Origin of the sequence: Massilia orientalis (genome assembly GCF_030411975.2) — a bacterium.
Lineage (GTDB): Bacteria > Pseudomonadota > Gammaproteobacteria > Burkholderiales > Burkholderiaceae_D > Telluria > Telluria orientalis.
In genome coordinates, this window is the sequence record NZ_JASNRB020000001.1 from 169440 (window position 1) to 183998 (window position 14559).

Here is a 14559-nt window from a genome sequence, read left to right on the forward strand (position 1 = left end):
CGCGGCTTAAGGTGTACTCTATGTCTTGTTTATCTATCCAATTTATTCATAAATATGATCGATAGTAAAGCGGAAACCGGCTGCAGCACGAACCTGACGATCCGCCAGCTGGAGGTATTCGCGATGGCAAGCCGTTGTGCGAGTTTTTCCGCGGCCGCGAGGCGGCTCGGGATCTCGCAGCCGTCGCTGTCGGCGACCGTGGCCAAGATCGAACAGCAACTGGGCCTGTCCCTGTTCGACCGCAGCAGCCGCTCGCTGCGCCTGACCGTCCAGGGCGAGCGCCTCGCCGTGGTGGCGGAAGACCTGGTGCGCAATTTCGAGCATGCGATGCGCGGCATCGGGGACGCCGCCGATACGCATCGCGGCAGCACGTCGCTGGCCGTCGTGCCATCGGTGGCGGCCGGTCTCGCGGCCCAGGCGCTCACGCTGTTCTACCGCGACTATCCGGACTTCCAGGTGAGCCTGCACGACATCCCCAGCGCGAAGGCGGCGGCCTGGGTGCAGGACCGGGTGGTCGATTTCGGCGTGGCCGCGCGGCCCACCGAGCCAGGGGACCTGGTGACGGAATCGCTGCTGCACGATCCGTTCGTGGTGGTGTGCCGGCCCGACAGCGCGCTGGCGGCGCGCAAATCGGCCGGCTGGGGCGACCTCGCGGACGTGCCGCTGATCCTGGGCGGCACCGGCCGGCTGCAGCGGGACGTGGAACACGCGGCCCTGCAGGCCGGCGTGACCTTGCGCCCGCGTTTCGTCGTCGAGCAGATCCGCACCGCGCTGGCCCTCGTGGGCGCGGGCCTCGGCGTGACGCTGGTGCCGCGGCTGCACCGCGAGGAAGCGCTCCAGGCCGGCCTGGCGGCGCTGCCGGCCCGCATGCCGCTGGCGCGCGAGCTGGTGATCGTGCGGCGCGCCGACCGGGTGCTGTCCGCCCCGGTCGAGCACCTGATCGAATGTTTTCGCCGCGCGGCGCTCAGCGTGGCGGCAGACGCAGCGCCCCGTCGAGGCGGATCACCTCGCCGTTGAGCGACAGGTTCGTGACGACGTGGGCGGCGAGGCGCGCATATTCGTCCGCCTTGCCCAGCCGCTTCGGGAAGGGAATGGATGCGGCCAGCGACTGCTGCACCTCTTCCGGCAGCTTGTACAGCAAGGGCGTCATGAACAGGCCCGGGGCGATGGTCACCACGCGCACCCCGAACTGCGCGAGGTCGCGCGCCAGCGGCAGGGTCAGCGACGTCAGGCCGCCCTTCGATGCCGCGTAGGCTTCCTGGCCGACCTGGCCGTCGTACGCGGCCACCGACGAGGTGAGGATGATGACGCCACGCTCGCCGTCTTCCAGCGGTTCCTCCGCGACCATCGCGGCCGCGGCCAGGCGCACCACGTTGAAGGTGCCGATCAGGTTGACCTGGACGATGCGGCTGAAGTCCTCCAGCGGCATCGGGGTGCCGTCGCGCCCGACGAGGCGGCGCGCGCCGCCGATGCCCGCGCAGTTGACCAGGATGCGCGCGCCGCCATGCGCGTCGGCCGCCGCCCGCAGGGCCGCTTCCACGCTGGCGCTGTCGCAGATGTCGCAGTGCAGCGCGAGTCCGCCGACCTCCTGCGCCAGCGCCTGCGCGGCCTCCAGGTTGACGTCGAGGATCGCCACCCGCGCGCCCTGCGCCGCCAGTTCGCGCACGGTCTGGGCGCCGAGGCCCGATGCGCCGCCCGTCACCAGGGCGGCCTGTCCTGCCAGTTGCATAGTCTCTCCTTCAGTTGTCCGAATCCGGGTTCTCGAGCAGCAGCGCGATGCCCTGGCCGCCGCCGATGCAGGCCGACGCCACGCCGTAGCGGCGGCCGGTCTCGCGCAGTGCGCGCGCGAGCGTGATGGTCAGGCGCATGCCGGTGGCGGCGAGCGGGTGGCCGAGCGCGATCGCGCCGCCGTTCACGTTCAGGCGCTCCTCGTCGAGCCCGAGCTCGCGCGCGACCGCGAGCACCTGCGCGCCCTGCGCCTCGTTGATCTCGAACAGCCCGACCTGGTCCAGGCGCAGGCCGCTCCGTTCCAGCAGCAGGCGGATCGCCGGCGCGGGGCCGATGCCCATGATCTCAGGCGGCACGCCGGCGACGCCGCAGGCCAGCAGGCGCGCCAGCGGCGGACGGCTGCGGCCGCGCATGACCTCCCCGCTGGCGACGATGGCTGCACCGGCGCCGTCGACCAGCGCCGCGCTGTTGCCCGCGGTCTGCACGCCGCCCGGGTAGAGCGGGCGCAGGCCCGCCAGCACCTCGACCGGCGATGGCCGGACGTGTGTGTCGGTGGTCAGTTCCTTCTGCTTGCCGGTCAGGCGGAGGGTGCGCCGCGCATACCCTTCCAGCTCGAAGGTCTCGTTGGCGACCGGGACGATCTCGCCGGCGTGAAAACCGCGCGCCTGGGCGGCGACCGCACGCGCGAAGCTGCGCGAGGCGTAGGCGTCCACTTGCTCGCGCTTGACGTCGTAGCGCACCGCGAGGTTTTCCGCCGTCTGCGGCATCGTGATGCCGGGCGCCGGATCGATCAGCGCCTCCCACATATAATCCTGGAACTCGACGGGCGCGCCCAGCCTGAAGCCGGTGCGGTGGCCGAAGGCCGCGATCGGGTTGCGCGTCATGTTTTCGGTGCCGACCACCAGCGCGGTGTCGGCGTAGCCCAGCTTGACCTGGTCCGCGGCCTGGCGGAACAGCTCGAAGCCGGTGCCGCAGATGCGCTGCACGTTCAGCGCCGTGACCTGCTGGGGCACGCCGGCGTACAGGCCGATGTGGCGCGCGATCATGTATTGGAAGCAGTCTCCGGGCGCCATGTTCCCGGACAGGACGGAGCCGACCTGCGCCGCGTCCATACCCGCGCGTTCCAGCACGGCGCGCGCGACCTTGATGCCGAGATCGGTCGGCGAAACGGCAGAAAAGCCGGTGCAATAGTCCACGAAGGGCGTGCGCACGCCGTCGAGGATCCAGATGTCGTCGTAGGCGGAGTAAAGGCTCATTTCAAGTTCCCGCTAGCGTTGGGTTGGATGAAGGACGGCGCGGTGCCGGCGTACAGGGCTTCCACCAGCGCGGCGCGGTGGGTCAGCATCGCGCGCTGGTTGATCGATCCCTTGTCCGTGATTTCGCCGCGGTCGATGTCCGGCACGTCGTGCAGCAGGCAGGCGCGCCGCACGCGCGTGGCGCTGCCGCTGCCCCCGTCGTGCAGCGTCCGCACCAGGTCGCGGAAGAACGCCAGCACGGGCGGCGCGGCCAGCACGTCGGCCGCCGGCGCCGATGCCGGCAAGCCGGCGAGTTCGCGGCACAGCGGCAGGCGCGGGATGATCATCAGGCCAAGCTCGTTGCGGTCGTGACCCGTGACGACAGCGTCCTGCAGGTACGGCGCGCCCGCGCGGATGGCGCGCTCCCGGAGGGGACCCACGCTCACCCAGGTGCCGGTGGCCAGCTTGAAGTCCTCCGCCACGCGGCCGTCGAACAGCAGGCCCAGGTCCGGCCGCGCCGGGTCGCGCCACTTGACCGCGTCGCCCGAGCGCAGGAAACCTTCCTCGTCGAACGCGGCGGCACTCTCCTCCGGCGCGCGCCAGTAGCCGGGCGTGACGTTCGGGCCGCGGTAGCGCACTTCCAGCTTGTCCCCTTCCCGCACCAGCTTGACCTCCATGCCGGGACAGGGCGTCCCCAACTCGCCCGCATGCGCCTCGTTGTCGAGCACGAACATCGCGCACGGCGCCGTCTCGGTCATGCCGAGGCCCGTCGTCATGACGATCCGCTCGCCGCATTCCTGTTCGGCGCTGGCGTGCAACTGGTCCCACACGGGCTGCGACAGCGCGGCGCCGGCATAGAACTGCAGCTTGAGGCGGCTGTAGAAGCGCTGGCGCAGGTCCGCATCGCGCGCCAGCGCGTGCGCAACCTCTTCCCAGCCCTTGGGCACGTTGAAGTACATGGTCGGCGCCACGTCGCGCAGGTTCTCGAGCGTGATGCCGATATGCTGCGGCGTCGGCTTGCCGTCGTCGATGTACAGCGTGCCGCCATTGAACAGGACCAGGTTGACGTCCTTGCTGCCGCCGAACGTGTGGTTCCAGGGCAGCCAGTCGAGCAGCACGGGCGGTTCCTCGGCGAGAAAGGGCCAGCACTGCAGCAGCATCTGCTGGTTGGCGCACAGCATGCGCTGCGTGGTGATGACGGCCTTCGGCATCCGCGTCGAGCCGGACGTGAACAGGAATTTCACGATGGTGTCGGGCCCGGTCGCTTCACGGGCCGCGTCCACCGCGGCGGTGGGCGGCGTCGCGCGCAGGCTGGCGAAGGGCGTCGCGGCGCGCCCGGGGACGGCGCCGTGCACGAGCACCAGCTCGGTCTCCACCGGCAACGCGGCCAGGATCGCCGCACCGTACGCGCCGCCGTCGCAGGCGAAGACGAGCCCGGGGCGCAGCAGCTCGACCACGTGGCGCAGCTTGCCGAAGTCCTGCGACTGCAGCGAGTAGGCCGGCGACACGGGCGCATAGGGCACGCCGGCGTACTGGCACGCGAGCGCCAGCTGCGCGTGTTCCAGGTCATTCCCGGACAGGATCAGCACCGGGCGCTCGGCCGACAGCCCCCGCTGCAGCAGGGCCGCGCCGAGTGCGCGGGCGGCATCGCATGCGGCGCGGTAGCTCAGGTGGCGCCACGCGCCGGCCTCCTTGCGCGCCATGTAGCTGCGGTCTGGCGCCGTTTCCGCCCAGTGCAGCAGACGGTCGGTGGTGCGTACCGCATACGGCAGCAGCGGCGCGCGCGCTCGGACATGGACCGCGTCCGGCGTTTCCCGCACTTCCACCGCGGCCCGGGCGAAATGCACCGGGCGGTAGCGAGCCTGGTTCGCCATGATGTCTCCTTGTGGATGTGTTGTCGGATCAGCCGGTCTGGCGGACCTTGTTGGTCTTGGCATCGAGGAAGGCGGCGAGGCGCTGGCGCGTTTCCGGGTCGCTGGCCGCGACCGACGCCATCAGCGCTTCCGTCATCAGGCCGTCCTGGATCGACTGGTCGGCAATGCGCGGCAGCACGTGCATCACGCCGTAATTGGTCATCGGCGAATTGCCCGCGATCTTTTCGGCCAGCGCCATCGCCTTGGCCAGGCCCTCGCCAGGCGCCACGAGGTAATGGCTGATGCCGGCGGCGTGGCCCTCGGCGGCGTCCAGCACGCGTCCCGTCAGCATCAGGTCGGTCATGCGCGCGACGCCGATCAGGCGCGCGATGCGCACCGAGCCGCCGCCACCGACGAACAGCCCGCGCGACCCTTCCGGCAGCGCATAGAACGCCGAGGATTCCGCGACCCGCACGTGGCAGGCGCTGGCCAGTTCCAGGCCGCCGCCCACGACGGCGCCGTGCAGCAGCGCGACCACGGGCACGCGGCCGAAGCCGATGGCCTCGAACGCCGCATGCCACATGCGGGAGTGGAACACGGCCTGCGTCGTGTTGTTTTCGCGGACCTCGGACAGGTCCAGCCCCGCGCAGAACGCCGGGCCGTCGCCCAGCAGCACGGCGGCGCGGACGGTGTCCGGGAGGGATTCGAAGCACAGCCGCAGCTCGCGCACCAGGTCGTCGCTGAGTGCGTTGCGCTTGGCCGAGCGGCACAGCGTGATTTTTGCCACGGCGCCGACCGTTTCGATGCTTAGCAATGGGGTATCCGGTTTCTGGCTCATTGTCCTGGCTTTCCAAATGAATCTGTTGAGTCGTAATGGTTATATCCTATAACGAATTTATTGCGAGCCGCAAGCAAATTGTTTATGATCGATAACCATTACACCGAAACTCTATCTGGAGACAACCATGCAAGTCATCAGTGCCGACGGCGCCGCCGCCCTGGTTCGCGACGAATCCACCATCTTCCTGGGCGGCCTGGCCATGATGGGACTGGCCGAAGAAGTCCTGATCGCGCTCGAGCGGCGCTTCCTGGCCGAGGGCCATCCGCGCAATCTCACCACCTGGGCCTGCGGCGCGATCGGCAATGGCGGCACCGGCGGCATGGTGCATTTCGCCCACAAGGGCATGATCCGGCGCACGGTGGCCGGCCACTTCGGCCAGACCGGCAAGGAATTGATGGGGATGATCTTTGCGAACGAAGTGGAGGCCTATAACTTCCCGCAAGGGTCGCTGTCGCACCTGACGCGGCATATGGCGGCGCGCACGCCCGGCCTGCTGACCAAGGTGGGACTCGGCACGTTCGTGGACCCGCGCCAGCAGGGCGGCAAGCTCAATCCCAGCGCGGCCGAGGACCTGGTGCGCCTGACCGAATTCGCCGGCGAGGAATGGCTGCACTACCCCTGCCCGCGGATCGACGTGGCGATCATCCGGGGCACCGTCGCGGACGAAAAGGGCAACCTCACGCTGGACAAGGAAGGCGTGCACCTGGAGCAGCTGCAGATCGCCCAGGCGGCGCGCGCCTGCGGCGGCATCGTGATCGCGCAGGTGGAACAGGTGGTGCAGGAAGGCAGCCTGCATCCGAAGCGGGTGAAAGTGCCGGGCTACCTGATCGATTATGTGGTGACGGCCAAGCCGGAATCACACATGCAGTCGATCAGCACGGGGTTCAATCCGGCGTTGTGCGGCGACGTGCGCGTGCCGGTGCGCTCGCTCGCGCCGATGCCGCTCGACGAGCGCAAGGTGATCGCGCGCCGCGCCGCGCTGGAGCTCGTGCCCGGCGCGATCACCAATCTCGGCATCGGCATCCCGGCCGGCATCCCGTCGATCGCGGCGGAGGAAGGCGTGTCGGACCTGCTCACCCTCAGCATCGAGAGCGGTGTCAACGGCGGGATTCCGGCCCAGGGCGGCGATTTCGCCCTCGCCTACAATGCCGAATCCATCATCGACCAATCGGCGCAGTTCGATTTCTACGACGGCGGCGGACTCGATGCCAGCTTCCTCGGCCTCGCCCAGACCGACGTGCACGGCAACGTGAACGTCAGCATGTTCAACGGGCGGCCCGTGGGTTGCGGGGGCTTCATCAACATCACGCGCTCGACGCGCAAGCTGGTCTTCTGCGGAACCTTCACGGCCGGCGGGCTGGACGTGGCGGTGGAAGACGGCCGCCTGCGCATCGCGCAGGAAGGCCGCTCGCGCAAGTTCATCGAACGGGTCGAGCAGATCACCTTCAATGGCCATGATGCCGTGCAGCGCGGCCAGGACGTGCTGTTCGTGACGGAACGCGCCGTGTTCCGCCTGACGGCGGACGGACTGGAACTGACGGAGATCGCGCCCGGCGTCGATCTCGAGCGCGACGTGCTGGCGCACATGGGCTTCGCGCCGATCGTGCGCGACGTGCGCACGATGGACGCGCGCCTGTTCATGCCGGTGTGGGGTGGCCTGGCGCAGGCGCTCACCGCGCGCTGAAAGCGCAAACAACGCGCGGGCTCAGGCCTGCGCGTCGTCCTCGTCGTGCAGGAAGATCTTTTGCAGCAGCTTGACCAGTTCGGCGCGTTCGGCGTCGGTCAGCATGGCCGTCGCTTCCAGCTCCAGTTCCGACACGGTCTTCTCCGCCTTGGCGCACAGCCGCGTGCCTTCGGGCGTCAGCACCAGCGTCTGCGAGCGCTTGTCGAGCGGATTGCGCTGGCGGACCAGCAGGCCGCGCTCTTCCAGCTTGTCCAGCAGGATCGCCAGGTTCGGCGGCGACACGTTCACGGCCTTCGACAGGCGCTTCTGGGTGATGTTCGGATTCGCGTTGAGCAGGCTCAGGACGGAAAAATCGACCGCGCGCAGGTTGAACTTCTTCATCCGTTCCTCGAAATGCGGAACGATGGTCAGATAGGCGCGGCGGCAGTTATAGCCGACCAGGCTCAGAAGGAGGCTCTGGTCGAGCGGCTGCCCAGCGGCTTCCTGGACGGCGGTGACGAGTTTGGCGTTTTGGCGAGTGGCCATCGGCATGAACGTTGCAAAAGAAAATCATTATAAAGTAAAAATGCATCGCACAATAAACGCCGTGGCCGGGTGGCCGCTAGAGGTCCAGCACGAGCAGCGGGGTCCGCGCGCGCGAACAGCAAGGCGTGAACTGGTCGTTGGCCGCGCGCTCCGCGTCGGTCAGGTACAGGTCGCGGTGGTCCGGCACGCCTTCCAGCACCCGCGTCAGGCAGGTGCCGCACACACCTTCCTCGCATGAATACGGGATGTCCACGCCCTGCTCGGCCAGCACCTTGAGTACCGTCCGGCCCACGGGGATCGTCACGACCCGGCCGCTCGCTGCGAGCCGCACGTCGAAAGGCTGGTCGCCGCCGGTGTCGGCCGCCGCGGCGCCGAAGTACTCGACGTGGAGCTGCCCTGCGGACCAGCCGCGTGCCTTCGCGTTGTCCAGCACGTGGTCGATGAAGCCCTGCGGGCCGCAGACGTAGAGATGCGTGCCGGGTTGCGGCGCCGCCAGCAGGCTGGCCAGGTCGAGCGTGCGGTCGGCGTCGTAGTGAACCTGGACCTGCCTGGCGAATCCGGCGCCGCGAATGCGCTCCAGGAAGGCGGCGCGCTCGGGCGAGCGCACGCAATAGTGGAATTCGAACTTCGCTCCGTCTGCCGCCAGCGTCTCGGCCATCGCCAGGATCGGCGTGATGCCGATGCCGCCCGCCAGCAGCAGCGTGCGCGCCGCGTCGACGAGCGGAAAGTGGTTCTTCGGCGCGCTGATCGTGAGCAGCGTGCCGACGTCGACGTCGTCGTGCATGGCCTGCGAGCCGCCGCGCGAGTCCGCATCGCGCAGGACGGCAATCAGATAGCGGTGCGTCTCGCCGGGCGCGTTGCACAGCGAGTACTGGCGCACCAGGCCGTTCGGCAGGTGCACGTCGACGTGCGCGCCGGCCGCGAACGGCGGGAGCGCGGCGCCGTCGACCGGCACCAGTTCGTAGCTGCAGATAGCCTCCGCTTCCCGGGTCTTGCGCGCGACGCGCACGTTCAAGGCACTCATGCCGCGGCCTCCCCGGCCCGCTCGCGTGCCAGCCAGGCGTCGATGACGCGGCGCGACTGCACGCCGCCCGCGTCGATGTTGAGCATGAGGAGCTTGCGCTCCGGATGGCGCAGGATGTTCTGCTGCTGGAGTTCGAGCATGGCGCGGTCTTCGCTGAAGATCCTGCCCTGTCCTGCGCGGATGGTCTCGGTCAGCGCTGCGTCGTCCGGCTTGAAGTTGCGCGCCATGCCCCAGAAGTACCAGTGCGACGTCGCCGTTTCCGGTGTGATGAAGTCGACCACGATGGACGACGCCTTGTGCGCCGGGTCGGCGTGATAGCCGCCCTTGCCGGCATGGGCGACGCCCACCTCGATCATCACGTGGCTCGGCGCATTGAAGCGGCAGATCTGCCAGCGGTCGACCGGGACGTCGTCGGCGAGACCGTTGCCGTGCAACGCGGCCTGCCAGAACGGCGGCGGCATGATGTTCTCCATGAAGCGGCTCGTCACCACCTGCTCGCCTTCGATCTTCGTCGTGACGGGCGCCTCGTCGATTTCCTTCTGGCCGATGCTGGACGCGTGCACATACGTCTCGTGCGTGAGGTCCATCAGGTTGTCGATCATGAGGCGGTAATCGCAGCCGATGTGATACAGCCCGCCGCCATAGGCCCATTCCGGATTGTCCGCCCACTCGAGATGGTGGATCGTGGCCGGATCGGCCAGTGCCCTGTCGCCCGGCCAGACCCAGATGAAGCCATAGCGCTCCTCGACCGCATAGCTGCGGATGCAGGGAAACCCGCGCACGCGTTGGCCGGGCATGGCCACGGCCTTGCCGTCGCAGCCCATCTGCAAGCCGTGGTAGCCGCATACGAGGTGGCCATCGCGCAGGAAGCCCAGCGACAGGGGCGCGCCCCGGTGCGGACAGAAATCCTCGACCGCGGCGACCTTGCCGCCCTCGCCCCGGTAGAACACCATCTTTTCGCCGCAGATCTGGCGACCGAGAGGCTTGCCGTCGATCTCGTCGGGCGTGCAGGCCACGTACCACGCATTCCTGGGGAACATCTTGTCTCCTTGTCGTCGAATATTCAACTAACATTCAGTGCGCTGAATGTTTTAAAAAGTATCGCGCGCATCGATGCCGAAGTAAACTGGTGATCCGGATTATTTCGATGGTGCGCCGCACCAGAAGCAGCCCTCAACATGCCAAGCAAACGCGTGCCCGACGATCAGGGATCGTCGCTCGACCTGTACCAGCACCCCGGCCACCTGCTGCGCCGCGCCCAGCAGATTTCGGTGTCCCTCTTCCATGACGAAATGAGCGGCGAACTGACGCCGGTCCAGTATGCGATCCTGAGCCGCCTGGCCGATCATCCCGGCATCGACCAGGTCTCGCTGGCGGGCCTCGCCGCCATCGACACCTCCACCGGCGCCACCGTCTGCGCCCGGCTCGAAGAAAAGGGCCTTCTGCTACGCGAGGTGATTCCGCATAACCGGCGCCAGCGCGCCCTGACCATCACGCCCGCCGGCGCGGGCCTGCTGGCGGCGCTGGAACCGGGCGCCCAGCGCCTGCGCGACCGGATACTGGCGCCCCTGAGCGCGCGCGAGCAGGACGTGTTCATGCACCTGCTGGCCAAACTCGTCAACGGCAACAACGAACAAAGCCGCGCGCCGCTGGCACTTCCCGCCGCCTCCGACGACGTGTAAGGACCCGCGCTTCCGTATCGTCGAACATCGGCGCTTCCGTCCGCGGACCGCGCCGTAACCAACTTTACAACCTCCGATTTTTAGTTATAGAATGAAATTAGTATATTTCATAACTTTAATTGGAGACACAGGATGGCCAACGCGGCACGCACGATCAAGTCCACGCACACCTTTCCCCGCCGGTCCGGCGTCGCGTTCGCCGTCTTCTGTGCCTGCGCCGCCATGGCCGCGGGCGCGCAGGCACAGACGGCGCCGGCGGCACCGGACAACGGCGAGCAGCCGGAGCAGGTCGTCGTCACCGGCAGCCGCATCCGCGGCGTGGCGCCGGTCGGCTCGACGGTGGTGTCGCTCACGCGCGGCGACATCGAGGCATCGGGCGCCGTCAGCACCGCCAATCTGCTGCAGGAAGTGCCGCAGGTGTTCAACCTCGGCGTGTCCGAATCGTCGCGCGGCCAGGCGGGCGGCGCCGGCAACATCACTTATGGGTCGTCGGTCAACCTGCGCGGCATCGGTCCCTATGCCACGCTGTCGCTCGTCAACGGCCACCGCGTCGTGCCCCAGGGGACCACCGGTTCCGGCATCGATCCGTCGATCATTCCGATGCTGGCCCTGCAGCGCGTCGAGATCGTCGCCGACGGCGCCTCCGCCATCTACGGCTCGGACGCGGTGGCCGGCGTCGTGAACCTGATCCTGCGCCGCGACGTCGAAGGCGCGGAAGGCTTCGTACGCTACGGCACGGCGGACGGCTACCACGAGCACCAGGTCGGCGCGCTGCTGGGACACCGGTGGCGCGGCGGCCACGTCGTCGCCACCGTGCAGAACGATGTCCATACGGCGCTGAACGGGCGCGATCGCGATTTCTTCCGGGGCGACCTGCGCGCCCGCGGCGGCGGCGACTTCCGTTCCACGCAATGCGCGCCCGGGAATATCCTCATCGGCGGCACGTCGTACGCGATTCCGTCCGGCGGCGTCACGCCCGCGAACGCCGGCAGCCTGGCCGCCGGCACCGTCAACAAGTGCGACAACCTGCAGTACGCCGACATCCTGCCGCGCCAGGAGCGCAACAGCGCCACCTTCACGTTCAACCAGGACCTCGGCGACGGCTACGCGCTGTACGCGGACGGCTTCGCCACACGCCGCACATACCGCATGCAACCGGGCTCGCCGTCGTCGACCGTCACCGTCCCGAACAGCAACCCGTTCTACGTGCGGCCCGCGGGCGCGCCGGCCGGCACGGCGGAGGACGTCGCGCTGTCGTTCGCCGGCCAGCTGGCGCCGGACACCGCCACCGGCTATTCGCGCTCGTTCGAAGCCACCGTCGGCATCGACAAGACGCTGGCCGCCGGCTGGAAGGCGGGTGCCCTCTACACGTGGGGCAAGAACAACGACCAGTCCGCGACCGTGCATGGCCTGAACAGCGGCGCCGTCGCGGCCGCGCTGGCGGACACGAATCCGGCGACGGCGCTGAACGTGTTCGGGGGCCCGAACAACCCGGCCACGCTCGCAGGGATCGCGAACGGCCTGTTCATCGCCCCCGGCCAGACGATCTTCCAGAATGCGCAGGTCAAGGCCGACGGTCCCCTGTTCGCCATTCCCGGCGGGAGCGTGCGCGCCGCGGCGGGTTTCGAATACCAGCGCCTGCGCACCGACGTCGGCTCGACGTTCGGCACGACCGACGCGCCCATCGCCAGCAGCATGGAACTGGGACGCAACATCAAGTCCCTGTATGCCGAGCTGGCGGTGCCGCTGGTCGGCGCCGCCAACGCGATGCCCGGCATCTACCGGCTCGACCTGGACATCGCCGCCCGCACCGACCGCTACAGCGACGTCGGCAGCACGAACAATCCGAAGGTCGGCTTCAACTGGGCGCCGGTGCGAGGCGTCGTCGTGCACGGCAGCTATGGCACGTCGTTCCGCGCGCCGCTGCTGGCCGAGGTGAACACGCCCGTCAACAACGGCCGCGGCGCGCTGTTCGTGCAAAACTATTCCGACCCGGCCAACGGCGGCGCGTTGCGCGTGGGCGTCGCGCGGTCGGCGTCGAACCCGAACCTGCAGCCGGAAACGGCGACCACGAAGTCGCTCGGCATCGACTGGGAACCGGCGTTCGGCCACCATACGAAGCTCGGGCTGACGTACTTCGACATCAAGTACGAGAACCAGGTGACGAGCTATTTGTCAGACCTGACCTTGCTGAACCGCGAAGCGCAGTTCGCCGGCACCGGCATCATCGTGCGCAACCCGTCCGCCGCCATGGTGGCCCAGATGAAGGCGCAATACCCGGCCTTCGGCGTGTTGCCCGAGAACTGGACGCTGTACGTCGACGGCAGCGCCAACAACCTGGGCAAGTCGCTCGCGCGCGGCGTCGACTTCACGGCCAGCACGCGCGTGCCCGCCGGCGACCTGGGCGATTTCGGCTTCGGCGCGAGCGGCACGTATTTCACGAAGTACCAGGTGGCGGTGACGTCCGGGGCCCCGCTCGTCGACCAGCTGAACCGGATCTATAATCCGCTGCGCTTCAAGACACGTTTGTCGTCGACCTGGAACCTGGATGCATGGAACGCCAACGTCTACGTGAACTACCAGAACGCCTACGACAACAACCTGGCGGCGCCGCTGCAGGAGGTGGCGAGCCAAACAACCGTCGACGCGCAGGTTGCGTACCGGTTCGACGCCGGCTTCCTGAAGGACACGACGCTGGCGCTGAACGTGAACAACCTGTTCGACCGCCGCCCGCCGTTCGTGAACATCGCGCAGAGCAGCAACGGCGGCGGCGGTTTCGACCCGACCTTGACCAACCCGGTGGGACGCATCGTGTCGCTCTCGCTCAACAAGCACTTCTGAAACCCGTGGAGACCCTCATGCTTCGACAACCCTTACGCACCCTCCTCGCCGCGGCGCTGCTGCCGGCGACTTTTGCGCACGCGGCCTCGCCCAACGACACGCTCGTCTCGCCGCGGGTAGCGGACGGCCGGGCCGTGTTCAGCGTCCATGCGCCCGACGCGGACGCCGTGCAGCTGACCGGCGAAATGCTCGAATACGGAAAAGCGATGCCGCTGGCGAAGGGCGCGGACGGCGTCTGGTCGGTGGACGTGCCGGGCATCGCGCCGGGCACGTACCGCTACACGTTCCGCGTGGGCGGCGTCGACGTCGTCGACCCGCGCAACACCGAAGCGACGCGCAGCCAGACGCGCGTGCAAAGCCTGCTGCACGTGCCGGGCATCGCCGTCGAAGACGCGCAGCCGGTGCCGCACGGCGCCGTCGCCGTCGTCAGCTACCGCAGCCCGGTGTTCACGGCGCCGCGCCGGATGCATGTGTACACGCCGCCCGGATACGCGCCGGCCAAGGGACCGTATCCGGTGCTGTACCTGCTGCACGGCGGCGGCGACTCGGACGAGAACTGGAGCACGGTCGGGCGCGCCGGCTTCATCCTGGACAACCTGATCGCGGCCGGCAAGGCAAAGCCGATGATCGTCGTGATGCCGGCCGGGCACGTGCCGGCGGCCGACGGCAGCATCGCCGGCGCGATGACCGCGATGAGCGCGGACGCGCGCAACGACCCGTTCACGCGCGACCTGATGGAGACCATCATCCCGTACGTGGAATCGCATTACGCCGCCTCGCCGCGCGCCCGCGACCGCGCCATCGCGGGTCTGTCGATGGGCGGCGTCCAGACCGGCAACATCGCGCTGGCCTACGTCGACAAATTCCCGTGGGTGGGCATCTTCAGCTCCGGATGGTTCCCCGAAATGCGGCCGGACGTCGAACGCCTGCACGGCAAGGACATGGACAAGGCCGCGAAGACGGAGCGCCTGCTGTGGGTCGGCTACGGCAAGACCGACATCGCCCGCGACAATTCGAAGGCGATGCTCAAGATGTTCGCCGCGCACGGCATGCGCTACCAGGAACTGGAGACGGAAGGCGGGCACACGTACGCCAACTGGCGCTTGTACCTGGCCCGCTTCGCGCCGCTGCTGTTCCGCGATTGAT

12 protein-coding genes are annotated in these 14559 nt (G+C 68.5%); 5 read left to right on the forward strand and 7 right to left on the reverse strand.

The genetic code is table 11. The features are described from left to right. The first annotated feature begins 54 nt into the window (after positions 1–54). Complete coding sequence (locus QPK29_RS00710) at positions 55–1017, forward strand: LysR family transcriptional regulator (protein ID WP_056125409.1); 963 nt, start codon at positions 55–57, stop codon at positions 1015–1017. Here QPK29_RS00710 and QPK29_RS00715 read toward each other — a convergent pair. Genes QPK29_RS00715 through QPK29_RS00730 form a run of 4 tightly spaced genes read right to left on the reverse strand, consistent with a single transcriptional unit; the run spans position 965 to position 5654 of the window. Continuing rightward, complete coding sequence (locus QPK29_RS00715; RefSeq protein ID WP_371769294.1) at positions 965–1729, reverse strand: SDR family NAD(P)-dependent oxidoreductase; 765 nt, start codon at positions 1727–1729, stop codon at positions 965–967. The genes QPK29_RS00710 and QPK29_RS00715 overlap by 53 nt on opposite strands. Positions 1730–1739: 10 nt before the next feature. Beyond that, on the reverse strand, positions 1740–2984 hold the full coding sequence (locus tag QPK29_RS00720; protein ID WP_371769295.1) for a thiolase family protein: 1245 nt from the start codon (positions 2982–2984) through the stop codon (positions 1740–1742). Beyond that, on the reverse strand, positions 2981–4837 hold the full coding sequence (locus QPK29_RS00725) for a feruloyl-CoA synthase (protein ID WP_371769296.1): 1857 nt from the start codon (positions 4835–4837) through the stop codon (positions 2981–2983). Before QPK29_RS00725 ends, QPK29_RS00720 begins: the two co-directional genes overlap by 4 nt. 28 nt (positions 4838–4865) lie before the next feature. After that, entirely contained in the window at positions 4866–5654 is a 789-nt protein-coding gene (locus QPK29_RS00730) for a crotonase/enoyl-CoA hydratase family protein (RefSeq protein WP_056125397.1), read from the reverse strand. Positions 5655–5781: 127 nt separating this feature from the next. Here QPK29_RS00730 and QPK29_RS00735 point away from each other — a divergent pair, with 127 nt between their 5' ends. After that, positions 5782–7341, forward strand: a complete 1560-nt coding sequence (locus QPK29_RS00735) for an acyl CoA:acetate/3-ketoacid CoA transferase (RefSeq protein WP_371769297.1) — start codon at positions 5782–5784, stop codon at positions 7339–7341. 21 nt (positions 7342–7362) lie between these two features. Here QPK29_RS00735 and QPK29_RS00740 read toward each other — a convergent pair whose 3' ends face one another. From QPK29_RS00740 to QPK29_RS00750, 3 genes are all read right to left on the reverse strand, one after another. Beyond that, the gene (locus tag QPK29_RS00740) at positions 7363–7866 is read right to left on the reverse strand and encodes a MarR family winged helix-turn-helix transcriptional regulator (protein WP_056125393.1); all 504 of its coding nucleotides are present in this window, start codon (positions 7864–7866) and stop codon (positions 7363–7365) included. A gap of 76 nt (positions 7867–7942) precedes the next feature. Then, a complete protein-coding gene (locus QPK29_RS00745) occupies positions 7943–8890 on the reverse strand; it encodes a PDR/VanB family oxidoreductase (protein WP_371769298.1) in 948 nt (315 codons plus the stop codon). Further along, positions 8887–9930, reverse strand: coding sequence for a Rieske 2Fe-2S domain-containing protein (locus QPK29_RS00750; protein ID WP_371769299.1), 1044 nt, complete (start codon positions 9928–9930; stop codon positions 8887–8889). Before QPK29_RS00750 ends, QPK29_RS00745 begins: the two co-directional genes overlap by 4 nt. A gap of 138 nt (positions 9931–10068) precedes the next feature. Here QPK29_RS00750 and QPK29_RS00755 point away from each other — a divergent pair, with 138 nt between their 5' ends. From QPK29_RS00755 to QPK29_RS00765, 3 genes are all read left to right on the forward strand, one after another. Then, entirely contained in the window at positions 10069–10572 is a 504-nt protein-coding gene (locus QPK29_RS00755) for a MarR family winged helix-turn-helix transcriptional regulator (protein WP_371769300.1), read from the forward strand. A gap of 132 nt (positions 10573–10704) precedes the next feature. Next, positions 10705–13413 (forward strand): TonB-dependent receptor domain-containing protein, encoded by a 2709-nt coding sequence (locus tag QPK29_RS00760; RefSeq protein ID WP_371769301.1) that lies wholly within the window; start codon positions 10705–10707, stop codon positions 13411–13413. Between the two features lie 17 nt (positions 13414–13430). After that, the gene (locus tag QPK29_RS00765; RefSeq protein WP_371769302.1) at positions 13431–14558 is read left to right on the forward strand and encodes an alpha/beta hydrolase; all 1128 of its coding nucleotides are present in this window, start codon (positions 13431–13433) and stop codon (positions 14556–14558) included. Position 14559 lies beyond the last annotated feature (1 nt).